We start from the raw sequence: 23,563 nt of genomic DNA, 5'->3' as shown, positions 1-23,563 counted from the left end.
ACGGCGAAAGGGGCGTGAACGCATCGCCCGCGCCTCAGCGATAGGCGACGAGCTGGCCCTTCTTGGTCACCACGTAGAGCGTGCCGCCCGCCACCGCCGGCGCGGTGGTGGCACCGCCCGGGATCTCGATCGCCGAGAGCAGTGCGCCGTTCTCCGGGTTGAAGCTGCGCAGCAGCCCGTCCGAGGAGGCCAGAACCAGACGCCCGCCGGCCAGAACCGGCCCGTGATGCGCAAAGGCGCTGTCGCGCTTGCGCTGCGGACGCCGCACCGGCTCGTAGCCCGGCAGGTCCACCGACCAGATCTGTTCGCCGGTGGCGGCGTCGAGCCGCACCAGCGCGTTCACGTCGGAGACGAAGAACACCGAGTCGCCCGCCGGCCAGACCGGCCCGCGCGCGCCCATGCGCGCCGTCCAGAGCCGCTCGCCGCTGCCGAGGTTGAAGCCCACGACGCGGCCCGAATGGTTGCCGACAAAGACCCGCTCGCCGGAGATCACCGGCGCCCCGGTGATATCGCTGATCGACGCCAGCGCCGTGCCGTTGCGCGTGCCCGCCACATCGGCGCTCCAGAGCCGCAGCCCGCCCTGACGGAAGGCCGCCTGCACCGCGCCGCTGCCGAAGGCAAAGATCACCTTGTCTCCGCTCAGCGCCGGCGGCGGCGCGCCGGCCACGTTGTGAATGTCCTCGATGCCCTCGATCTGCCAGCGGACGCGCCCATCCTCGGCCTCGATCGCCCAGCCGCGACTGTCATCAGACGTGACGTAGACCAACCCGCCCGAGACGGTCGGGGCGCCGGTGGCGGTGCCGCCGAGACGCTGTGTCCAGATTTCCTGACCGGTGGCGGCGTCGAGCGCCGTCAGCCGGCCAAAGCCCGAGGCGACATAGATCCGGCCATCGGCGGCGGCGAGCCCGCCGCCCTGCGCCTGCTTGGCCGCGTCGCGTTCGGGCACCATGCTCTTCTGCCAGAGGATCTCGCCCGCGGAGCTGACCGCGCTGAGCGTATGCTCGGCATCCATGGTGAAGATGCGGCCGCCGGCGACCACCGGATCGACATTGAGCCGCTCGCGGCGGCTGTCGCCCGCGCCGATATTCACCGCAAACACCCGGTTCAGCGAATTGCCGAGCGCCGCGTTGCCGACCCGCGCAAAGGGCGAGACCGGGCTCTGCGCCCAGTCCGCGTTGCGGCTTGCCGCCGGCAGCGCGATGGCGCGCGCGGTGTTTTCCGGCGCGGCCTCGTCCGTCGGTGCTTCGGTTTGCAGCACCTCGCGCGTGCCGTAGCGTTCGCCGGCGAGAATGATCTCCGGCTCCTCGCAGGCGGACAGCATCGTCAGCCCGAGCAGCCCCGCCGTGATCGTGGTGATACGCAAATGCCCTGCCCCCGTCATTCCTGCGGTCTTTGCACCGGTTTACCCGGCCTCGAGCGTGCCGCCCAGCGACACAATCAACTGAGACGCACGCTGGCGCAAGCCCGTGCTGGTTTCGGAATCCTCGATGATGCGCCGCAGCCGCGCCACCGCCTCGTCGCGCGCGCCCTCTTCGATCTCGATCAGCGCCAGCTGTTCCTCGGCCAGCAGCCGCAGCGGCTTGCCCGGCACCGCCAGGGCTTCGAGCCCGACGCGGCGCTCCTCGACAGAAAGCCCGGAGTCGGGGCGACTCAGCGCCTTGAACCCGGCGATCTCGCGGTAGATCTCGGGCACATCGCCATTCGCGGCGACAGCTTCGAGGCTCTGTGCCGCAACGTCATTTTCATCCGCACGACCGGCCTCGGCGGCGGTCAGCATCGCCAGAACCGCCTGCGCGCCGGGTGTCGGTGCGTCGATCGCGGCCAGCGCATCGACCCGCGCCGCCGCCTCGTCGGCATCGAGCGCCGCGAGAATCTCGTCGCCCAGCGCCTGCGCCGCCGCGCGGTCGCGCGCCGCCGCATATTCGCGCCAGGCGGCGCCGCCCACGAGCACCAGAACCAGCAGCACCGCCAGCCAGCCATAACGCTTGAGCAGCGCGAAAAGCCTGTCGCGGCGGACCTCTTCGGTCACTTCGTCGATGAAACTGTCGGTGTCGCTCAAGGGGGCCTCGCTGCGCTTGCTTTGCCCCTCCTTACAGCTCCGCGCCGGGCCTGCCAAGGCATCACCGCCCGCCGTTTCGAAGCGCGGCCAGGCACAATCGCCGCAATTCGCGACAAGCGCTTGATCGGCGGAGCGGCCAAGGCTAAACTGAACCAATCGGTTTAGTTATTTCGGGAAGCGGTGTCTCGCGCACCGGATGCGGCACAATGCCCAGATCGGGCGGGCTTGCCATGCTATGGTAACATAATAATGTCCGCCGCGACGCGGACAAGGTGGAAAGGCCCGGACGATGCGGATTATCTCGATCCTTACGGCCCTGCTGGTGATTGCCGCCCTTTACGGCGTGATCATAGAACGCGAGCGGCTGATCGGCTGGGCCGAGGCCATCGCGCCCGCCGGCGCGTCAAGTTCCAATGCGCCCGCCGGCGCGTCCAGTTCCAAGACGCCTGCGGGCGCGTCAAATTCCAATGCAACCGCCGATGCGTCCAATGCCGAGGAGGCGGTCCCGCCCGAAGACACGCCCGACGGCGCCGTCTCGGTCATGGCGATGCGCTCCACCGCGCAGGAGATCGACGGCGCCGTTGTGCTGCGCGGCGAAACCCAGGCCTCGCGCGAGGTCGACGTCATGGCCGAGACCGGCGGCCGGGTGATCTCCGCGCCGCTTCCCAAGGGCAGCGCGGTCGAGGCGGGACAGGTGCTCTGCAAGCTCGACCCCGGCACCTCCGGCGCCTCGCTGGCCGAGGCCGAGGCGGCGCTCGCCGAGGCGCAGGCCCAGCGCCCCGAGGTCGAGGCCCGCGTGCCCGAGGCGCAGGCCGCGCTCGCCCAGGCCCAGGCGCAGCTCGAAGAGGCGCAGATCAACCTCACCGCCGCCGAGGAGCTTTCCAAGAACGGCTACAGCTCGCGCACAGCACTGGCCTCCGCCCGCGCCGCCCAGCGCAGCGCCGAGGCCGGGGTGAGCAGCGCCGAGGCCGGGCTGAAAGCCGCCCGTGCCGGGCGCGGCGGGCTGGAGGCGCGGATCGAAAGCGCCCGCGCCTCCGTCGCCCGCGCCGAGAGCACTGTCGCCGATCTTACCATCGAGGCGCCTTTTGACGGGGTGCTGGAAAGCGACACCGCCGAGCTCGGCAGCCTGATGAGCGTCGGCACAAGCTGCGCCTCGGTGCTCCAGCTCGATCCGATCCGGCTGGTGGGCTATGTGCCCGAAACCGATGTATCGCGCGTCACACTCGGCGCCCGCGCCGGTGCAAGGCTCACCGGCGAGCGCATGGTGACCGGCACCGTCAGCTTCGTCGCCCGCCGCGCCGACGAGACCACCCGCACCTTCCGCGTCGACATCACCCTGCCCAATCCCGATCTGGCGATCCGCGCCGGCCAGACCGCCGAGATCGGGATCGAGGCCGAGGGCGCCATGGCGCATCTGCTGCCCGCCTCGGCGCTCACCCTGAACGATGACGGCGCGCTCGGCATCCGCGCGGTCTCTGCCGAGGGCACCGCGCGCTTCCTGCCGGTGGAGATCCTGCGCGACACCCGCGACGGGCTCTGGGTCGGCGGGCTGCCCGAAACCGTCGACGTGATCACCGTCGGTCAGGAATACGTCACCGACGGCGTGCCGGTGGTGCCCAGCTTCGAGGAGGTGATCCAGTGACCGGCATTGTCGACTGGGCCGCCCGGCGCGCCCGCATGGTGCTGGCCTTCGTCTTCCTGTCGCTGGTGGCCGGCGCCTATGCCTATGTCACCCTGCCCAAGGAGGGGGAGCCGGATATCGAGATCCCGGCGCTCTTCGTCTCGGTCCCCTTCCCCGGCATCTCGGCGGAGGACAGCGAAAAGCTGCTGGTCAAGCCGATGGAGACCGAGCTTGCCGATCTCGACGGGCTCAAGACGCTCTCGGGCACCGCCGCCGAGGGCTATGCCGGCGTGGCGCTGGAATTCGAATTCGGCTGGGACAAGACCGAGACCATGGCCGATGTACGCGACGCCATGAACACCGCCGAGGCCGATTTTCCCGACGGCGCCGAGAAATACTCGATCAACGAGATCAATTTCTCGGAATTCCCCATCCTCATCGTCTCGCTGACCGGCCCGGTGCCCGAGCGTACCATGGCACAGGTGGTCAAGGATCTTCAGGACCGGGTCGAATCGCTCGATTCGGTGCTGGAGGCGGGCATCGCCGGCAACCGCGACGAGATGCTCGAGGTCACCATCGACCCGCTGCGGCTGGAAAGCTACAACGTCACCGCCAGCGAGCTGATCAATGTGGTGCAGAACAACAACCTGCTGGTCGCCGCCGGCGAGGTCGAGACCCGCAACGGCGCCTTTTCGGTCAAGATCCCGTCGAGCTTCGACGAGCCGCGCGATGTCTATAACCTGCCGGTCAAGGTGAATGGCGACCGGGTGGTGACGCTGGGCGATCTGGCGACGATCCACCTCACCTTCGAGGACCGTCAGGGCACCGCGCGCTTCAACGGCAACAGCACGGTCGCGCTCCAGGTGGTCAAGCGCAAGGGCTTCAACCTGATCGACACCACCGCCGCCGTGCGCGGGGTGGTCGATGCGGCGCAGGCCGACTGGCCGCCCGAACTGCGTGCCTCGGTGACCGTCGCCGCCTCAAACGATCAAAGCGTGATCGTGGATTCCATGGTCAAACAGCTCGAAGGCTCGGTGCTGACCGCCATCGCGCTGGTGATGATCGTGGTACTGGCGGCGCTCGGCACCCGTGCGGCGCTGCTGGTGGGGTTCGCGATTCCCACCTCCTTCCTGCTCTGCTTCCTGCTGCTTTGGGGCATGGGGATCACCGTGTCGAACATCGTGATGTTCGGGCTGATCCTCGCGGTGGGCATGCTGGTCGACGGCGCCATCGTGGTGGTGGAATATGCCGACAAGCGCATCGCCCAGGGCACAGGCCCGATGCACGCCTATGTGGAGGCCGCCAAGCGCATGTTCTGGCCGGTGGTCTCCTCCACCGCCACGACGCTCTGCGCCTTCCTGCCGATGCTGTTCTGGCCCGGTGTCGCGGGGCAGTTCATGGGCATGCTGCCGGTGACGCTGATCTTCGTGCTGTCGGCCTCGCTGGTGGTGGCGCTGATCTATCTGCCGGTGATGGGCGGCGTCTCGGGGCGGTTTTCGCGGGTGCTGCACCATGCCTCGGAGAAGCTGCGCCACGCCTGGCCAAGCTGGTGGGCGCGCGCCGCGCTGGTGCCGGTGGCGCTGCTCGGCATGTTCACCGGCGCGATGATGGTGCTGAACCCGGATTTCCTGTTCTACAGCCCGTTCTCCGGCTATGGCGCGCGGCTGCCCGGCGTCGCGGTCTTTCTCGCCTTCTCCGTGCTGGCCTCCGTCTCTCTCGACGCCGCGCGCCCCGAGCATGGCGCGACCCGCATCCGCGGCAGCTATCGCCGCACGCTTTTCGGGCGCGGCATCCAGCTCGTCGCCGGCAACCCGGTGATGCCGCTCGTCACCATCGGCGCGGTGGTGTTCTTTGTGGTCTCGGTCTTCGGCTATTACGGCGACAACAACAACGGCACGCAGTTCTTCACCGACAGCGAGCCGGAACAGGCACTGGTCTATGTCCGCGCGCGCGGCAATCTTTCGCTCGAGGAAAAGGACGCGCTGGTGCGCCGCGCCGAGCGCATCGTGCTCTCCCATCCCGGGATCGAGACCGCCTTTGCCTTTGCCGGCGATGGCGGGCTCAGTTCGAATACCGGCGGCGCCGAGGCGCCCAAGGACACGATCGGGCAGATCCAGCTCGAAATCGTGCCGTGGGACGATCGCCGCGACCGGCCCGAGCTCGACGGCAATCTGGTGCTCGAAGAGCTGACCGAGGCGATGCAGGCGATCCCCGGCATCGAGATCGAGATCATGGATCTCGCCATGGGGCCGGCCTCGGCCAAGCCGGTGCATCTGCGGCTGAAATCCGACGACTGGCAGGCCTTGCAGGACGCCACCGCCGAGGCCCGTGCCCAGTTCGACGCCCTGCCCGGGCTGCGGCTGGTCGAAGACACCCGCCCGCTGCCCGGGATCGACTGGCAGATCGACGTGGATGTGGAAAAAGCCGGGCGCTACGGCGCCGATGTGGCCACGGTGGGCGCCATGGTGCAGCTGGTGACACGCGGGCTGACGCTCGACACGATGCGGGTGGACAGCTCCGACGAGGAGATCGACATCCGTGTGCGCCTGCCCGAAGACGACCGGGTGCTCTCGACGCTGGACAGCCTCAAGGTGCGGACAGCCGACGGCCTCGTGCCGCTGTCGAATTTCATCACCCGCCAGCCGGTGGCGAAACTGGCCGAGATCGAGCGTGTCGACCAGAAACGCCATTTCGACATCCGGGCCGGCGTGCAGGACGGTCTGGTCAAGTTCACCGCTGATGGCGAGACGGTGGGCTATGGCGAGGAAACCACCGGCGGTGCGGTCGCGCTGCGCGGCAAGAGCTACGATGTGACCCTGCCCGGCACCGGCCAGAGCGCCGCCACGCTGGCGGATCTCGCCGAAAGCGGCGCGCTGCACGCAATGCCGGTGACCGCGAACGAGCGGATCGCGGCGCTGACCGAGTGGCTGGAGACCGATCCCCTGCCCGCCGATGTCACCTGGGAATGGACCGGCGACCAGGAGGAGGAAGCCGACAGCCAGGCCTTCCTCGCACAGGCGTTTTCCGCAGCCCTTGCGCTGATGTTCATCATCCTGCTGGCGCAGTTCAACAGCTTCTACAACGCGGTGCTGGTGCTGCTGGCGGTGGTGCTCTCGACCGCCGGCGTGTTCCTCGGCATCATCGTGATGGATCAGACCTTCTCGATCATCATGTCGGGCACCGGCGTGGTGGCGCTGGCCGGGATCGTGGTGAACAACAATATCGTGCTGATCGACACCTTCCAGGATTACGCCCGCTACATGCCCCGGATCGAGGCGATCATCCGCACCGCCGAGGACCGCATCCGCCCGGTGCTGCTGACGACGATCACCACCATGGCGGGGCTGTTCCCGATGATGATCGGCCTGTCGCTGGATTTCTTCGGCGGCGGCTATGCCATCGACAGCCCGACCTCGCTCTGGTGGAAGCCGCTGGCCACGGCGGTGGTGTTCGGGCTCGGCATCGCCACGGTGCTGACGCTGGTCTTCACGCCGGCGATGCTGGCGCTGCGGGTGTGGTTCAACACCTATCTGATGTGGATCGCCCGGGCGCTGGCGGCGCTGTCCTTCGGGCGCGGCAGCCGCGCGGCGCGCGACTGGGCGCTGACGCGGGCGGCACGCAAGGTGAAGGCGCCGGAGATCCTCTGGGACGATCTGCCGCCTGCCGATGCCCCGCGTCCGGACGCGATCCCGCCGTTGAAGGCGGCGGAATAGCGCCGGGATGTGTCCCCGGAACGGTGGGCAGATTGCCCACCCTACTGAGCGTTGCCCGGGCGTTGCCCCGTAGGGTGGGCAATCTGCCCACCATCCCCCATCACGCGCCGAGCAGCTCGAAAGAACCCTCGGCCACGTCCCGCCCGTTCACCTGCACGATCACCGCATGCGGCCCGGGATAGAGCCGGAAGGTGGTCGCGTCGCCCTTCATCCGGTGGCGCTTTTCCAGCCGCAGCGGTGTGCCGGGCACGATCCGCGCGGCCTTCAGCTTGAACACCTTCTCCGCCGTGCCCGAGGGCCGCGCGAAGCGCAGGCGGTAATCCACCAGCACCGGCCCCGGCTCTTCGCCGTCCAGCGTCACCGCAAAATCCAGCGCCTCGCCGATCCGCACCTGCGCCGGCAGCTCCAGCCGCGCCGAGACCGGTAGATCGGCGCGGTAGCCCAGCAGCGCCAGCGCACCGGGCTCGCCGCGCTTCACCGCCGTGCGCAGCGCGTGGCGGGTCATCCAGTCGAGCTCGGCCTGCCCCTGCGCGCCGGCCTCGCGCCAGCGGCGCAGCCGCTCCAGCACCGCGTCGGGATGCGGGCGCGACAGGTCGTTGAGATGATTGGCCACCGAGCGCGTCACAAAGCGCGCCTCGTCGGCGTGCAGCAGATCGAGCAGCGCCAGCGGCCGCAGCGGATCGAGCGTGATCCCCGCCCCCCAGGGCAGACGCGGGCGCGTGCCCTCGGAGACCAGCCGGCGCACATGGTAATGCGGATCGCGCGCCCAGAGCGCCATGCGGTCGAGCACCAGATCGGGCCAGCGGTTCAGAAAGGGCCGGATCGCGTATTCCATGGAAAAGCGCTGCGTCGCCGCGTGCAGCAGATCGAGCGCGCGCTCCGGCGTCTCCAGCCCGTGCCGCGCCGCCAGCACGCCGGGCACCGCATGGATGAAGCGCCCGAAATCGTCATCGCGCAGATCGGGCGAGAGCGGCGGCGGCATCGCCGCTTCAAGAGCCTCCGCCATCGCGCTGAAATCACGCGGCAATTGCGCCTCGAGCCCATCCGCCAGAACGTCGAGCCGCGCATGCACGCCAAGCCCCTCGAAGCGCGGCAGCACCGTGTCGAGAAACCGCCCGGCATCGAAGCCCGGCAGCACCGAGAACCCGGCGGCGAGGTCGCGCGCCGTCTCGGCGTTGAAGAGCTGGTCGGCGAGCGAGAACCCCGCGCCGCCGCCCTTGCCGTCGGGGCCTCGCGCCATGCCGCGCCTCAGATCGTCGAAAAGGTTTCGCCGCCGTCGAGCAGGATGTTCTGCCCAACGATATAGCCCGCATGCGCCGAGCAGAGGAACGCGCACATCCTGCCGAACTCGCCCGGATCGCCGTAGCGCCCCGCCGGGATGCCCGCGATGCGCTGATCGCGCGCGGCGTCGCGACCGATGCCCTCACGCGCGGCGACGACATCGTCGAGTTCGTCGATGCGGTCGGTGTCGTGCACGCCGGGCAGCAGGTTGTTGATCGTCACGCCGCTGCCCGCAACCTGCCGCGAGGTGCCGGCCACGAAGCCGGTCAGCCCCGAGCGCGCCGCGTTCGACAGGCCCAGAGGCAGCAGCGGCGCCTTGACCGAGCGCGAGGTGATATTGACCACCCGCCCCCAGCCGCGCGCCATCATCCCCGGCACCAATGCCTGCATCAGCGCGATCGGCGCCAGCATCGACTGATCCAGCGCGTCGATGAAATCGCCCCGGTCCCAGTCGGTCCAGTGCCCCGCCGGCGGACCGCCGGCATTGGTCACGAGGATATCCACCTCGCCCGCCGCCTCGAGCACCGCCGCCCGGCCCTCGGGATCGACGATATCGGCGGGCACCGCGGTGACCTCGACCCCGTGGGTTTCGGCGATCTCCTGCGCCGCCGCCTCCAGCGGGCCGGCGCTGCGCGCGTTCATCACCAGCGTGCAGCCGGCCTCGGCCAGCGCCTCGGCGCAGCCGCGCCCCAGCCCTTTCGACGAGGCGCAGACCAGCGCGCGCTTTCCGGCAATCTTCAGATCCATGGGGCAGTCTCCTTCTTGCGGCGCCACGGGTGTCGGGAAAACGCCGGGGCCTGACCTAGTTGACGCCACAATCTCATGTCATAAGGGGACATGAAAGCCCGCCGCGACATTGCCGGAGGGCCCGCGGCGGCAGATAGTGAAGCGCCGGGAAAGACTGTCAGGGATGAGGCTGTCATGAGCCATTCGCAGAACGCGCGCGCCGCGCATAGCGTCAGCGTCTATCGCGCCGAGCAGATCCGCGTGATCAACGGCGCCAATCTCGGCGACGGGCTGAGCTTTGCCGAAGAGCTGATTCCCGACGATATCTACCGGCTCTCGCCGCTGGCGGCGCAACATCGGCTGAGCCTTTATCCCTCGAGCGAGCCGCCCTTCGAGATCGCCCGCGAGACCGAGATCGGCACGCCCGGCGCCGATCTGCATCTCGACTGCGTGCTGACCTTCATGACCGGCGATGGCGAGACAACCGAGGGGCTGGTGCTGGTGGAAACCGATGGCGAGGGCGATGTGGCGGGGATCCTATTCCTGCCGCTCGGCGCGATGAGCCCGCGCCAGGATTACGCGCTGGTTGGCATCACGCGCGAGGGCGCGCTCCAGAAATTCGCGCAGGTCGCCTGCGTCTCCTTCACCGGCGGCACGATGATCACGCTGGCCTCGGGCGCGCAGCGCGCGGTGGAGGATCTGGTTGTCGGCGACCGGGTGCTGACCCGCGACGACGGCCCGCAGGAGATCCGCTGGATCGGCCATCACACGGTGCGCGCCGTGGGCGCCTTCGCCCCGATCCGCATCCGCGAGGGCACGCTCAACAATTCCGCCGATCTGCTGGTGAGCCCGGATCACCGCCTGTTCATCTACCAGCGCCAGGACCGGCTGGGCGCCGGCCGCTCCGAGCTTCTGGTGCGCGCACGACACCTGCTCAACGGCGACACGATCACCCGCGCCACGGGCGGTTTCGTGGATTACTACCAGATGCTCTTCGATCACCACCAGATCATCTATGCCGAGGGCATTGCGGCGGAATCCATGCTTGTCAACACCCGCACCCGAGCAGCACTTCCCGAAGAGCTCACCGCCTCGCTCGGCCAGCTCCTGCCCGGCCACGACCGCAGCGATCACCGCGCGCTGGAGGTGCATGAGGCGCTGCTCGACCGCCCCGATCTGGCGGATCTGCTGCGCAAGGCGTCAAGCTGCTGAGGAGGGATTGCGCCGCCCTTCGGGCGTCGCCGGGTTTGGGGGCGCTGCCCCCTCGCGCGCCGGGGCGCGCGTCCCCCCGGGATATTTCGGGCCAATGGAAACACGCAGGGCTGCGCCCGGGATTTCCATTGGCTGAAAATATCCCCGCCGGAGGCAGGCACGACGCTGCGACCGGGCACGCCGTCGTTTTAGGGGCCGCTAATGATCGCGCAGCGCCTCGACAAGCTCAGATTTGGAGAGCTTCGAGCGGCCCTCGATGCCGAGTTCGCGGGCACGGTCGTAGAGCGCGTCTTTCGTCCAGTCCTCATAGGGCGGTGCCTTGCCGCCCTTTTTCGACGGGTCGCGGTCGGGATCTGCCTGCGCATTGGAGATCCGCGCCGCCTTTTCCTTTGACATCCCCTTGTCGCGCAGTTCCTCGTAAAGCGGTTCGTTCTTCAGGCTCGGGTCGGGCATCTTGTGCATCCTCCTTTGCGACGGAAACCCGTGGCGCGGCGCGCGGGTTCCGCTCTTCCCTTGCTCCTTCAGCGGGGCTATATGCGCGCTCATGCTGGATACGCCCACGAACCGCCCCGACCTGCCCGCGGAAATCGCCCGCCGCCGTACCTTTGCGATCATCTCGCACCCGGATGCGGGCAAGACCACGCTTACCGAAAAGTTCCTTTTGTATGGCGGCGCCATCCAGATGGCTGGTCAGGTGCGCGCCAAGGGCGAGGCGCGGCGCACGCGATCGGATTTCATGAAGATGGAGCAGGAGCGCGGGATCTCGGTCTCCGCCTCGGCGATGAGCTTCGATTACGGCCAGTATCGCTATAATCTGGTCGACACGCCCGGCCACTCGGATTTCTCCGAGGACACCTATCGCACGCTGACGGCGGTGGATGCGGCGATCATGGTGATCGACGGGGCGAAGGGCGTGGAGAGCCAGACGCAGAAGCTCTTCGAGGTCTGCCGGCTGCGCGATCTGCCGATCCTGACCTTCTGCAACAAGATGGACCGCGAGGCGCGCGATGTCTTCGAGATCGTCGACGAGATCCAGGAAAACCTAGCCATCGACGTGACGCCGGCAAGCTGGCCCATCGGGATGGGGCGCGATTTCATCGGCTGCTACGACATGCTGCGCAACCGGCTGGAGCTGATGGACCGCGCCGACCGCAACAAGCTGGCGGAATCGATCAAGATCGAGGGGCTGGACGACCCGAAACTGGCCGAGCATGTGCCCGAAGAGCTGCTCGAGCAGCTCAAGGAAGAGATCGAGATGGCACGCGAGCTGCTGCCGGCGCTCGACCCGCAATCGGTGCTCGAGGGGCACATGACGCCGATCTGGTTCGGCTCGGCGATCAATTCGTTCGGGGTGAAGGAGCTGATGGACGGGATCGGCGCGCTGGCGCCGGAGCCGCAGCCGACCAAGGCCTCGCCGCGCGAGATCGCACCGGAGGAAAAGAAGGTCGCGGGCTTCGTCTTCAAGGTGCAGGCCAATATGGACCCCAAGCACCGCGACCGGGTGGCTTTCGTGCGGCTCTCCTCGGGGCATTTCAACCGCGGCATGAAGCTCACCCATGTGCGCACGAAAAAGCCGATGACGGTCTCGGCGCCGGTGCTGTTCCTGGCCTCCGACCGGGAGCTGGCGGAAGAGGCCTGGGCCGGCGATATCATCGGCATTCCGAACCATGGCCAGCTGCGCATCGGCGACACGCTGACCGAGGGCGAGGCGCTGAAGGTGACGGGCATCCCCAGCTTTGCGCCGGAGCTTTTGCAGAGCGTGCGGGCGGGCGATCCGATGAAGGCCAAGCATCTGGAAAAGGCGCTGTTCCAGTTTGCCGAGGAAGGCGCCGCCAAGGTCTTCAAGCCGGATATCGGCTCGGGCTATATCGTCGGCGTCGTGGGGGCGCTGCAATTCGAAGTGCTGGGCGCGCGGATCGAGCAGGAATACGGGCTGCCGGTGCGCTTCGAGCCGTCGCAATTCACCTCGGCGCGCTGGGTGTCCGGCGACAAGGCGGCGGTGGAGAAATTCATCAACGCCAACAAGCAGCATATCGCCCATGACAACGATGGCGACGTGGTCTATCTGACCCGGCTGCAATGGGATATCGACCGGGTGGTGCGGGATTACCCCGATGTCACGCTGAGTGCGACGAAGGAAATGATGGTGTGATCTTCGGACCCGGCTTTGCCCGGCAAGGGTTCCGGTGGAGCATTAGAGGAGATAACGGGCGAAGCCCTGCTTCCGACCAAACGCTGCGCCATCTTCTGAAAGCGCGCGATTGCGTCCGCCTCGGGCCGGCCTCCGGCGGGAGTATTGTCCGGAAAGATGAAAGCGCGGAGCTGTGTCTTCATCTTTCTGAAAAATACTCATATTCCGCCCTCTCAAAACAGCGCGGCCCCGGAGGTCATCGCCGGGGCCGCCAGATGTTTCCCGGACGCGCGCCCTATTCCGCAGGGACTTCCTGCGCCCGTGCGCCCGAGATGTTCTCGGGCAAGACGAAGGCCACCAGCACAAAGACCAGCCCCAGCGCGATGCCCAGCAGGTCGCCGGAGACGGCGAAGAGACCATCGAACTCCGAGCCCGGCACCGCGCCCAGCGTCACCTTGCCGCCGGCGATATCGTCGAGCAGTCCGCTGGCCTTCCAGGCCGGGTAGGTCGCCATATAGGCGGCGGCGCCCAGCAGCCCGCCCGCGATGTAGAAGAACGCGTCCTTGCGCCCTGCCCCGACGGCGCAGACGCCGGTGCCGGGACAATAGCCCGAGGCCGCCCAGCCCGCACCGAGCAGCAGCCCGCCGATGAAGACGCCGATATAGGAGGCCTTGACCGACATGTGTGCCACATCCACGAGGCCCAGCATCTGCCCGCCGAACATCAGGATCGAGCCGGTGCCGATGGCCAGAAGGATGGTCTTCATCAGCCGCAGCCGGCGCAGGGTCAGCATGCCGCCGATCACATTGGGGTTGGTGGCGCCGACCCGGTCGAGCACAAAGCCGAACGCGGCGCCGATGAGGATGGCGAGAACGATCTGCATGGCTCAGCCCTCCTTATACATGAGCATGGCGGTGGGCACGGCGGTCAGGAAGGCGCCGGCCGCGAAGATATAGCCCGAGAGCGAGGTCTGCATCATGCCCGACATCATGTGCCCCGAGGTGCAGCCGCCCGCCAGGCGCGCGCCATACAGCACCACGAAGCCGCCGAGAAAGGCCACCGCGTAGCGTTTCCACGGGGTGTCGCCGTAATTCGCCCGCCAGATTGCCGGGGCGCTGCGCTCCTCCTTCGAGAGCCCGCCGCGCAGCATGCTCGACAGGAATGCACCGCCGACCATGGCCAGCACGAAGACAAAGCTGTAATTCAGCGGGTTGGCGGCGTTTTTAGCGTATTTGCCGCCGGATTTCGCCATATAGGCGTTGGTCGAGCTATAGCCCTCGTCGGTCTGCGTGATGAAGTCGGTGGCCACCGTATCCGCGATGATCCCATCCAGGATCACGAATTGCGTGCTCACCCCGATGGGCTTCACCAGCAGGACGGCGGCGAAGAACACCGCGCCCAGCAGCAGCCCGCCCAGTTTCCAGTTCAAAGTCATGAATGACCCTCCCGATCCAGAGATATTCTGGAAAACGCATACCAAACACATTCCATATATCGCATGATTTGGATCAAATCGCGCTGACATCGGAGAGGCTGGCGGTTCAAAGACCTGTCTGACCCGTCAAGGCAGCACCGTGGTTCGGAAAAGCTCGCCAAGCGCAACAAAAGCTGCGCCATCGCCGGACCGCGGGTTGGCGATCTGACAGATGGAACCCCTTACTTTGTCCCTGCCAAATCCGAAAGACTTCGACACGTTGCGTTGGCGTCACCAAATCGCCGGCCCAGGGGCGGTCCGGCGATGGCGCGGCGGCTTCGCCTTGTTCCGCGCCGGGAAAAGGCTCAAACGGTGACGCCGCTACCCCGCCATCATCCGCATCAGCCGATCCTTCTCTCCCGCATCCTCGGGGCGCGAGATCGCCTGTGCGAGATCCTCCAGCGAGGCAATCGAATGCCCGGCGCGGAAGCTGTCCACATGCGGCAGCATCGCGCGGATGCCCGAGGCCTTGGGCGCGAACCCGTCCCAGCGCAGCAGCGGGTTCAGCCAGATCAGCCGGCGCGCCGAGAGATGCAGCCGCTCCATCTCGCTTTCCAGCGCCGCCGCGTCGTCGCGGTCGAGCCCGTCGGTGATCAGCAGCACCACCGCGCCCTGCCCCATGACCCGGCGCGACCAGTCGCGGTTGAAGGCGTGCAGACAGTCGCCGATGCGCGTGCCGCCCTCCCAGTCCTGCGCCTCGGCGCCCGCCGCCTTCAGCGCCGCATCCACATCGCGGGTCGCCAGATGGCGGGTGATATTGGTGAGCCGCGTGCCGAAGGTAAAGGCATGCACCTTGGCCCAGCCCGCGCCCTTCTCGTTCGCCACCGCGTGCAGGAAATGCAGCACCATGCGGGAATACTGGCTCATCGAGCCGGAGATGTCGCAGAGCACCACAAGATTGGGCCAGCGCGGGCGCGGCTTGAGATGCGCCAGCGAGCGCATCTCGCCGCCCTGCCGCATTGAGGCGCGCAGGGTACGGCGCCAGTCGATGCGCCGCCCGTCCACCGCCGCCATGCCCCGGCGCGAGGGGATCGGCTTCACCGGCAGTTTCAGCCGCGCCAGCATGCGCTTGGCCTGCATGATCTCCTCGGTCGACATCTGCTCGAAATCCAGTGTCTTGAGCTTTTCCTCCGCCGAGATGGTGAAAGAGCTGTCGACCTCGATTTTGGTCGCCTCCTCCTCCTCGCCCTCGGGCTTCGGCAGCTCGGGAATCTGATCGCCGAGCAGCGCCTGCGCCGCGCGTTTCTCGGCGCTTTGGGCGAGCTTTTCCTCCTGCACGCCGCGCACCGCCGGCAGCATCATCGACATCATGTGTTCGAGATAGCGCGGATCGCGCCAGTAGAGCCGGAAGATCTGGGCAAAGACCACGCGATGCTCGGGCCGGTTCACGAAACAGGCATGCAGGGTCCAGTAGAAATCCATCCGGTCGGTGAAGCCCGCCGCCGCCACCGCGCGGATCGCGTCGATCACCCGGCCCGGCCCCACCGGCAGGCCGGCGCGGCGCAGGGCGCGGGCGAAATGGATGATGTTCTGCGCGAGCCGCGGGTGATCGGGGATCGCGATGGGCACGTATTCGGGCATTCTCTCTCCTCGCCTGCCCCAGCCAAGCGCATGCGCGCGCCCGGGGCAAGCGCTGCCTTGGTCGCCCCCTTGCGGCTTAGTGACGGCGCCCGGATGCCCCGCCCCGCCGGCGCGGCGGGCCGGAGCGCGAAAGCCCCTCGCGCAGCACCTCGGTCATCGGATGGCCCTCCTGCCCGTGGCGCGCCAGCAGCGCCTCGACATGCTCGCGCGCCTCGGCGTCGCGGGGCAGCGACAGCGCCCAGTCGAGAAAGATCGAGCGGCATTCGCCGATGCCGATCCCGTCGATCTTGTAGGCCTCGGCGATGAGCCCCTTGGGGTCGTCCGGCGTGCCCTTCTTCTTCATGGTTTTGCCTCCCGCAGCGCGGCGTCGATGATCTCGGCCGCTCTCGTGGTCATCTCGGCGAGCTTTGTCCGCATCTCCGCCGCGCTCTTGGTTCCGGTCAGGCGGGTGAGGAAGGTGCAGCCCCCCGCGCCCACCGTCTCCGGATCGAGCGCGCCCTCGGTGATCAGCCGCGCGCCGATCTGGAGGCTCCAGCACAGCCGGTAGGTGGCGGCGAGGTGATCGGCGCCGGCTTTCTCCAGCCAGCCCTCGCGCGCCGCCGCCGTCAACCCGCGCGCGGTGCGGCGCGGCGCCTGGCCCGAGAGCAGCGCACCGGCCTGCGCCAGAAGCTCGATATCCTGCATCCGCCCGCGCCCGATCTTGGGATCCCACGGGTCGCCCTGCCCCTTGGCGGCGGCGATGCGTTCGCGCATCCCGGCCAGCTCGCCCAGCACCTTGTCGCGCGGCGGTGGCGCGGACAGGATCTCTGCCCGCAGCGCCTCGACCTCGCCGGCAAGCTCCGCCGGGCCCGCCACCACCCGCGCCCGGGTCAGCGCCAGATGCTCCCAGACCCAGGCTTCCTTGCGATGATAGGCTGTGAAAGACGACAGCGAGGTCGCCACCGGCCCCTGATTGCCCGAAGGCCGCAGCCGCATATCGACCTCGTAGAGCTTGCCCTCGGCCATGGGCGCGGTCATCGCGGTGATCAGCGCCTGGGTCAGCCGGGCGTAATACTGCCGCGCGGGCAGCGGGCGGCGCCCCTCCGAGGCCTCCACGCCCGCCGGGTCGTAGATCACAATGAGGTCCAGATCGGAGAGCGCATGCAGCCGCCGCGCCCGAGCGAGCCCATGCCCACCACCACCGCGCCGCGCCCCGGCGGCGCGCCGTGCTTGCGGGCGAACTCCTCCTGCACCACCGGGAACACCGCCGCCAGCGCCGCCTCGGCGAGATCGGCGTAATGCTGCCCCGCCTCCTCGGTCTCGGTCAGCCCGCGCAGCAGATGCACGCCGGCGCGGAAATGCCATTCCCGGGCCCAGCGGCGCGCCATGTCGAGCCGGCGCTCGTAATCCTCCTCGCGCGAGAGGATCTCCGTCAGCTCCGCAGTCAGCGCCGCCGGCCCCGGCCACGGGCTGAAGAAATCGCCGCCGATCACCGCGTCGAACACGGCGGAATTGCGCGACAGGTGGCGCGCCAGATCCGGCGAGGTCGCGACGATATCGACCAGCAGGTCGATAAGCTGCGGATTGGCCTCGAACAGCGAAAAGAGCTGCACCCCGGCGGGCAGACCGGCAAGAAAGCCGTCGAAGGCGGTCAGCGCCTCCTCGGGCTTTGCGGCGCGGGCGAGCCGGCTGAGGATCTCGGGCTTCAGCCGCTTGAAGATCTCGGTCGCACGGCCCGAGCGCAGAGCCGGGTAACTCGTCCAGCGCGCCACAAGCGGGCTGGTCTCCAGCGCCTCGGGCACCTCGCAGGGCGCGCTGTCGCGGCTGTCGGGGGCAAAGAACCCCTCGGTCAGCTCGTGCACCTCCTCGAGCCGCGCGCGGATATCGCCCTCCAGCTCGGCGCGCTCGCGCCCGGTCAGCGCCGCCAGCCGTTCGAACCCGCCGTCATTGGCGGGCAGCAGATGGGTCTGCGCATCGTTGACCATCTGCACCCGGTGCTCGATCTCGCGATGGGCGCGGTAGTGATCGGCCAGCTTGCCGGTCACCTCGCCCGGCACCCAGCCGGTGTCGGTCAGCACCCGCAGCCCGTCCACCGTGCCGCGCACCCGCAGTTCCGGATCGCGCCCGCCGGCGATGATCTGGCGGGTCTGGGTGAAGAACTCAATCTCGCGGATGCCGCCGCGCCCCAGCTTCATGTCATGGCCCGGCAGGGTGATCGGCCCGTGCCCTTTCTTGTCGCGGTAGCGCAGGCGCATATCGTGGGCGTCCTGAATGGCGGCGTAATCCAGATGCCGGCGCCAGACGAAGGGACGCAGCGTGTCGAGAAAGCGCTCGCCGGCTGCGATATCGCCGGCGCAGGGCCGCGCCTTGATATAGGCGGCGCGCTCCCAGGCCCGCCCGAGGCTTTCGTAATAGCGCTCGGCGGCCTCCATGGCGATACAGACCGGGGTCACCGCCGGATCGGGACGCAGCCGCAGATCGGTGCGGAAGACATAGCCCTCGCCGGTCAGGTCGCTCAGCGTTGCCGACATCTTGCGCGTGGCCCGCACGAAGGCGCTGCGGGCCTCGTGGAAATCGTCGCGCTCGAACCGGTCCTGATCGAAGAGGCAAATGAGGTCGATATCCGAGCTGTAATTGAGCTCGAAGGCGCCCATCTTGCCCATGGCCAGCACCACCATGCCGCCGGCGCTGGCGATGTCGTCCTCGGTGGCGCCCGGCAGCTTGCCGCGCCGGATCTCGCGCGCGATGGCCGCCTGCAACGCCAGCCGCACCGAGAGGTCGGCAAAACGGGTGAGCGTGCCGGTCACCATCTCCAGTGGCCAGACGCCGGCCAGATCGGCCAGCGCGGTCAACAGCGCCACCCGCCGCTTGCCCTGGCGCAGCGCGCTCTCGATGCCTTCGCCCGTCTCCTCCAGCCCGGCCAGCAGCGTCTCGACCGCAGCTTCGGGATCCGCCAGCGCGCCCTCCAGCCAGCCCGTCTCCTTGCGAATGAGCCCGTTGAGATAGGGGCTCGACCCGCCCGCGCCGGCGAGCAGCAAGGCGAGATCGTCCGAGGCCCAGGGCGCGGCGGCGCGCGCCTCTTCTCCCAGATCGGGCTCGAAGGGGCGCGGCAGGCGGGTGATGCGGGATGCGAAACTCATGCCGCCTATATGGCGGAGCGATGCGGGATTGCGCAATGCCCCAAGGGCTTGCAGCCGCGGGCTCATCGCGCTCTAAGCCCTGCAAGAAACGACAGGAGTCCCTGATGAGCAAGAGCCTCAAACGCGTCCGCGCGGCGCTGGAAGCTGCCGGGCTGGAGCCGGATATCCGCGAGGTCGGCCAGGCCCGCACCGCACAGGAGGCCGCCGACAGCGTCGGTTGCGAGATCGACCAGATCGCCAAGTCGATCATCTTTCGCGCCGAGGAGAGCGGCGAGGCGGTGCTGTTCCTCACCGCGGGTGGCAACAAGGTCTGCGCCGACAAGGCATCAGAGCTGGCGGGGGAACCGCTGGGCAAGGCCGATGCCACGCTCATCCGGTCGCAGACGGGCTTTGCCATCGGCGGCGTGGCCCCGGTCGGGCACCTGAACCCGATCCGCGCCTGGATCGACCCGCAGCTGCTGGAATTCACCCGGATCTGGGCCGCCGCCGGCACGCCGCGCCATGTCTTTGCGCTCGATGCGCATCTGCTGCCCGGCCTGACCGGCGCGGTGGCGGCGCCCTTCACCGAATAGCGCAGGCCTTGCCGCCTGCGCGCCGCTGCCGCATGGTGGCGCCACGTCAAGCACGGGAGTGCAACGCATGAGCTGGTCTTTCTCCATCGGGCGCCTTTTCGGCTCGGAACTTCGGGTGCATGCCACCTTCTTCCTGCTGCTGGCCTGGGTCGCGGCGGCGGCCTGGCCCCAGGGCGGCGCGGTGGCGGCGCTGCAAAACGTGGTCTTTGTGCTGGCGCTCTTTGCCTGCGTGGTGGCGCATGAGTTCGGCCACGCGCTGACCGCGCGGCGCTATGGCATCAAGACGCCCGACATCACCCTGCTGCCGATCGGCGGCATGGCGCGGCTGGAGCGCATGCCCGAAAAACCCGCGCAGGAGATCCTCGTGGCGCTGGCGGGGCCGGCGGTGAATATCGTGATCTGGGCGGTGCTGATCGCCTTCGGCGCCAGCACCGATCTCGAAGAGCTGGCGAATTTCGGCGGCTCGCCGGGCGCCTTCCTCGGCCAGCTCGCGGCGGTGAACCTGTTCCTGGCGCTGTTCAACCTGCTGCCGGCCTTCCCGATGGATGGCGGCCGGGTGCTGCGCGCGCTGCTGGCCACGCGCATGGACCGGGTGCACGCCACGCGGGCGGCGGCGAATGCCGGTCAGGTGATGGCGTTTCTCTTTGCGTTCTGGGGGCTTGCCTCGGGCAACTTCATGCTGCTCCTGATCGCGCTCTTCGTCTATTTCGCCGGTCAGGCGGAAAGCCAGGACGTGACCTCGCGCGCTGTGGCCAGCGGGCTGATGGCGCGCGATGCGATGATCACCAGCTTCGAGAGCCTGCGCCCCGAGGATCCGCTTCATGTGGCGGCACAGACCCTGATCCGCACCACGCAGCACGAATTTCCGGTGCTCGATCCCGAGGGCAAGCTCGCCGGCTTCCTCACCCGCACGGCGCTGTTCCAGGGCATGGCCGAGGGCCACAACACCCTGCCCGTGGGCGATGCGATGGAGGACGTGCCGCAGGTGACCCTCGGCACGCCGCTGAGCCAGGTGCTGGACGCGCTGGCCGACGCGCCGGCGCTGGCGGTCACCGATCCCGGCGGGCATGTGCTGGGCTATATCACCCGCGAGAATGTCGGCGAGCTGATGGTGCTGCGCAGCCCGCGCTGAGCGGCCGGGCCTTTTCGCGAGGCGGGCGGTGGGCAGATTGCCCACCCTACGTGGCGGGCGCGCCTGCACTGCCCTGCCAGGCATCTCCCGGATCGCGCCCGCCCCACGATAATAGCTGCAAAGCCGCGCATGGCGGCGGCGCGAATACCTTGACCCCGCCCGCCCGAATGCTACTGAGACAGGCACGGTGGGCCTGTAGCTCAATTGGTTAGAGCAGGGCGCTCATAACGCCTTGGTTGGGGGTTCAAGTCCCTCCGGGCCTACCAAAAATCGGATTTTCCGTTTAAATCAACACCCAAACGGACCACGTGACCATTCCTGGAATTTCTATAAATCAATAGGTTACAGGAACAGCGGACCACGCAGATCTTAGTACGATCAGCTCCGATCCGGCCGCTGCCCTAACCGCGATGCCAACAAACACGCCCGGCAACCCGATGCGCCCGCAAATCGCCGCGGTTGCAGAACGACCAGGCCGCAACTGGCGATTGCCCCGATCACGCCATGCATGATCGGAACTATCCTCTGCCCCCCCCCGGGGCGCATTCCTGGCGAGATGCCACCGGCGCAATGGGCAGCCTCAGACAGAAAGCTCCCTCTCAGAGGATCATCTGAGGCGCACCTTCGCACATCTGTTCTGTTGGAGTGATCCCCGCGTCGGGAACACTCCGCCATTGTGATAAAGGCACCTCCCCTGCCCTTCGGAAAAGACCGGGAGCAGGATCATTCGGGCATAGCGGCCTCAAGGGCGGCGATGCGTTCGAGCGCTTCCTTCAGAGCCGCGGTCAGGACGGGGACGAGCTTGGAATAGTCCACGCACTGCGGATCGATATTGCCCTCCGCATCGACAGCGTCCTTCTCGCCGGTGACGGCAAAGGGCAAGACCTCGTCAAGTTCATGGGCAATAAAACCGACGCGGTCCTGGTCGGTGCCAATGAAATTAAAACTCATCGGCGCCATCTTCATCACCATATCGGCGGCGCCGATTGCCGGAGAGACATTCTCTTTGAGACGGTAGTCTGAGGTCTCGTTGTAGGACGTCGACGTCCCATTCGTGGTGATGGAGCCAACCACGGTCGACCCATTGCGCCACGTCACGAGGTTGCCGGCGTTGCCCATGCGGGTCACCTGCAACGGAACCGTGCTGTCGCGGGTCATCAAAACCCCGCCATCGTTGCGCAGGGTGGTCCCCGGCGATCCATGGCTCCCGTCTTCGGTGGGCTTGCCGAAATTCACCGTTTGGAGGAAGGCCACCTCATCGCCCGTCTCGAACGTGCCGTTGGTGTAGCTGTCCACGCCGATCACCGCGCCGGCGGGCAGATCTCGAAGGAATGCAGCGTTCCCGACAGCGTCTGTACGGAAGCGCACGATCTCGCCACTGCTGTAGGTATCCGGCGCCACCAAACGCGAAACCTTCAGAACGCCGCCGTTGTCTTGCCCGATCAGCTCGCGCGTGCGATCACTTGTGCCTCCGGCATTCGTCCAGTTGGTCAGGACGTTGTCCATGGAGAGTATGCCACCGGAGCAAACCACCACACGAAGACCGGAACCGTCCTGAGTGGGAAGACCGCCTGCATATGCACCGGCGGTGATCTTGCCTCCGCTGATCGTAAGGCTGCCGCCGGTCACGGCCACGCCGTCGGGCTTCATCGAGGTCACGCGCGCGTTCGCGATCGTATGGTCGCCGCCCTTGACGCGAATATCGAAGTCGGCACCGGCGGTGCCGGTCGTGCTGTAGAGATTGGCGATAAGAGTACTGCCGCTATAGCCATGGAAACCGGCGTCGTCGCCATCAAGAGCGAGATTTCCAATCATCACAGGAAGCGAATGCTCACCGCCGCCGTCCACTCCAACGATCACCTTGGCACGATAGGTCGCCACGGTGTCGACGTTCAGATTATCGCAATTGTGCGCGCGCAGAGCGATGGCGTCACCCCGGTAGTACGCGCTGACCACCTGCCCCGGTTCCGTAAGACCGAATTGCCAATTGTGGATGTTGTCGATTTTGACAAAATCCTGGGCCTCCGAGATGTCCACCGTCACGTCGTAGCAGGAGCTTTCGATTTTGCCGATATACCAGCCGCCGGGGTTGTTACCGGTGTTCGGCACCGGATCGACCATGTACATGCCGGTGCGCATACCGACAAAGCGCACGTTGTCGATATATCCTCGCGATGTTTCACTTGCCTCGATTGCGGGAGGATAGTCATGCAGCGTGTTGTAGCTCGTGGCATCGCCATGATCCCCCCAGATGGTGAAGTTCTCGAACACTGGCCCCGGTTCACCATTCGAGCACGCGAACACGCCGTCAACACCTGTCGGGAAGTCGGTCGTCAACCAAAACCCACAGTTGCGACGGTGAACAATCCCGCGCATCTTGAAGGCCTTGGCCACGCTGATACTTGCCGTGAGGTTCACGAAGCCGGTCAGAAGGATCTCGCCATCCCAGTTCGCCGCAACGGCCTGCATCACGCTGGTCGCATCGGGTGCCGATCCTCTGCCGCTATAGGACGTCGGCACGATGCCCCAGTGCTGGAGATAGGCGGTCTGTGACGCCGGCCCCCAATTCTGGCCATCATTCGTCTGAAGCGCGGTACTGCCGCTGTTACGTTTGTAAAAGCAGAACATGCCACCGTGACGAACCGCGATCATCGCCACATCGCCGGGCACGTTGAAGGCTTCCGCCGCCACGCGACTTCCGAAAGAAAGAGTGTCTGACATTTTTGGCCCTTTCGTGTTCAACAGAAAATACCGCGTCTCGCGCCTGCTTTCGCAAGACGCACAAGCGCACTGGGATTTGCATGTTTCTCCGGCCTAATCGGCTTCTTATCTTTGATGAGATATGAGGCGCATTTAAATAAAAAGACACCTCAAGAAACTCAAACGAATGCGAAAATATTCAAAAAACAGAAAAAATTAAGTCATTGAAAAAATTCTAAGAA

At 67.2% G+C, this 23,563-nt stretch carries 16 protein-coding genes, 1 tRNA gene and 1 pseudogene; 7 read left to right on the top strand and 11 right to left on the bottom strand.

What is annotated here, in order from left to right:
* Window positions 1-34 precede the first annotated feature (34 nt).
* The gene (locus tag Ga0080574_RS19650; RefSeq protein ID WP_076703508.1) at window positions 35-1,381 is read right to left on the bottom strand and encodes an outer membrane protein assembly factor BamB family protein; all 1,347 of its coding nucleotides are present in this window, start codon (window positions 1,379-1,381) and stop codon (window positions 35-37) included.
* A 21-nt stretch (window positions 1,382-1,402) separates the two neighbouring features.
* Window positions 1,403-2,059: a tetratricopeptide repeat protein gene (locus Ga0080574_RS19645; protein WP_076703506.1), complete on the bottom strand. Its 657-nt coding sequence runs from the start codon at window positions 2,057-2,059 to the stop codon at window positions 1,403-1,405.
* 289 nt (window positions 2,060-2,348) lie between these two features.
* Between Ga0080574_RS19645 and Ga0080574_RS19640 the strand changes: the two genes are divergently transcribed.
* The gene (locus Ga0080574_RS19640) at window positions 2,349-3,701 is read left to right on the top strand and encodes an efflux RND transporter periplasmic adaptor subunit (protein ID WP_076703504.1); all 1,353 of its coding nucleotides are present in this window, start codon (window positions 2,349-2,351) and stop codon (window positions 3,699-3,701) included.
* Window positions 3,698-7,393 carry an efflux RND transporter permease subunit gene (locus Ga0080574_RS19635; protein ID WP_076703502.1) on the top strand — a complete coding sequence of 1,232 codons (3,696 nt, stop codon included), beginning with the start codon at window positions 3,698-3,700 and terminating at the stop codon, window positions 7,391-7,393. Before Ga0080574_RS19640 ends, Ga0080574_RS19635 begins: the two co-directional genes overlap by 4 nt.
* Before the next feature lie 100 nt (window positions 7,394-7,493).
* On the opposite strand, the gene Ga0080574_RS19630 is transcribed toward Ga0080574_RS19635, so the two are convergent.
* Window positions 7,494-8,633 carry a YhaZ family DNA alkylation repair protein gene (locus Ga0080574_RS19630; protein ID WP_076703499.1) on the bottom strand — a complete coding sequence of 380 codons (1,140 nt, stop codon included), beginning with the start codon at window positions 8,631-8,633 and terminating at the stop codon, window positions 7,494-7,496.
* An 8-nt stretch (window positions 8,634-8,641) separates the two neighbouring features.
* A complete protein-coding gene (locus Ga0080574_RS19625; protein ID WP_076703497.1) occupies window positions 8,642-9,421 on the bottom strand; it encodes an SDR family oxidoreductase in 780 nt (259 codons plus the stop codon).
* 174 nt (window positions 9,422-9,595) lie between these two features.
* On the opposite strand from Ga0080574_RS19625, the gene Ga0080574_RS19620 reads away from it, so the two are divergent.
* Window positions 9,596-10,612: a Hint domain-containing protein gene (locus Ga0080574_RS19620; RefSeq protein ID WP_076703495.1), complete on the top strand. Its 1,017-nt coding sequence runs from the start codon at window positions 9,596-9,598 to the stop codon at window positions 10,610-10,612.
* A gap of 198 nt (window positions 10,613-10,810) precedes the next feature.
* On the opposite strand, the gene Ga0080574_RS19615 is transcribed toward Ga0080574_RS19620, so the two are convergent.
* Complete coding sequence (locus Ga0080574_RS19615) at window positions 10,811-11,065, bottom strand: DUF7218 family protein (RefSeq protein WP_083716973.1); 255 nt, start codon at window positions 11,063-11,065, stop codon at window positions 10,811-10,813.
* Window positions 11,066-11,156: 91 nt separating this feature from the next.
* On the opposite strand from Ga0080574_RS19615, the gene Ga0080574_RS19610 reads away from it, so the two are divergent.
* Entirely contained in the window at window positions 11,157-12,764 is a 1,608-nt protein-coding gene (locus Ga0080574_RS19610) for a peptide chain release factor 3 (RefSeq protein WP_076703491.1), read from the top strand.
* Between the two features lie 274 nt (window positions 12,765-13,038).
* On the opposite strand, the gene Ga0080574_RS19605 is transcribed toward Ga0080574_RS19610, so the two are convergent.
* From Ga0080574_RS19605 to Ga0080574_RS19585, 5 genes and pseudogenes are all read right to left on the bottom strand, one after another.
* Window positions 13,039-13,626: a YeeE/YedE thiosulfate transporter family protein gene (locus Ga0080574_RS19605; RefSeq protein ID WP_076703489.1), complete on the bottom strand. Its 588-nt coding sequence runs from the start codon at window positions 13,624-13,626 to the stop codon at window positions 13,039-13,041.
* 3 nt (window positions 13,627-13,629) lie between these two features.
* Window positions 13,630-14,178: a YeeE/YedE thiosulfate transporter family protein gene (locus Ga0080574_RS19600; protein WP_076703484.1), complete on the bottom strand. Its 549-nt coding sequence runs from the start codon at window positions 14,176-14,178 to the stop codon at window positions 13,630-13,632.
* A gap of 360 nt (window positions 14,179-14,538) precedes the next feature.
* Window positions 14,539-15,798, bottom strand: a complete 1,260-nt coding sequence (locus Ga0080574_RS19595) for a vWA domain-containing protein (RefSeq protein WP_076703483.1) — start codon at window positions 15,796-15,798, stop codon at window positions 14,539-14,541.
* Window positions 15,799-15,874: 76 nt separating this feature from the next.
* Window positions 15,875-16,141, bottom strand: coding sequence for a hypothetical protein (locus tag Ga0080574_RS19590; protein ID WP_076703482.1), 267 nt, complete (start codon window positions 16,139-16,141; stop codon window positions 15,875-15,877).
* A pseudogene (locus Ga0080574_RS19585) lies at window positions 16,138-18,917 on the bottom strand (bifunctional [glutamine synthetase] adenylyltransferase/[glutamine synthetase]-adenylyl-L-tyrosine phosphorylase). Before Ga0080574_RS19585 ends, Ga0080574_RS19590 begins: the two are co-directional and overlap by 4 nt.
* A gap of 104 nt (window positions 18,918-19,021) precedes the next feature.
* Between Ga0080574_RS19585 and Ga0080574_RS19580 the strand changes: the two are divergent.
* The 3 genes from Ga0080574_RS19580 (at window position 19,022) to Ga0080574_RS19570 (ending at window position 20,887) form a co-directional block, all read left to right on the top strand.
* Complete coding sequence (locus tag Ga0080574_RS19580; protein WP_076703481.1) at window positions 19,022-19,489, top strand: YbaK/EbsC family protein; 468 nt, start codon at window positions 19,022-19,024, stop codon at window positions 19,487-19,489.
* A 67-nt stretch (window positions 19,490-19,556) separates the two neighbouring features.
* Complete coding sequence (locus tag Ga0080574_RS19575; protein WP_076703480.1) at window positions 19,557-20,621, top strand: site-2 protease family protein; 1,065 nt, start codon at window positions 19,557-19,559, stop codon at window positions 20,619-20,621.
* Window positions 20,622-20,810: 189 nt separating this feature from the next.
* Window positions 20,811-20,887, top strand: a tRNA-Ile gene (locus Ga0080574_RS19570).
* A 457-nt stretch (window positions 20,888-21,344) separates the two neighbouring features.
* Here the strand turns inward: Ga0080574_RS19570 and Ga0080574_RS19565 are convergent.
* Complete coding sequence (locus Ga0080574_RS19565; RefSeq protein WP_083716905.1) at window positions 21,345-23,342, bottom strand: tail fiber domain-containing protein; 1,998 nt, start codon at window positions 23,340-23,342, stop codon at window positions 21,345-21,347.
* Window positions 23,343-23,563 lie beyond the last annotated feature (221 nt).

The sequence above is a fragment of the Salipiger abyssi genome, assembly GCF_001975705.1.
Taxonomy (GTDB): domain Bacteria; phylum Pseudomonadota; class Alphaproteobacteria; order Rhodobacterales; family Rhodobacteraceae; genus Salipiger; species Salipiger abyssi.
The sequence above is the reverse complement of the archived record's forward strand: the minus strand, read 5'-3'. Positions and strand labels throughout refer to the sequence as shown.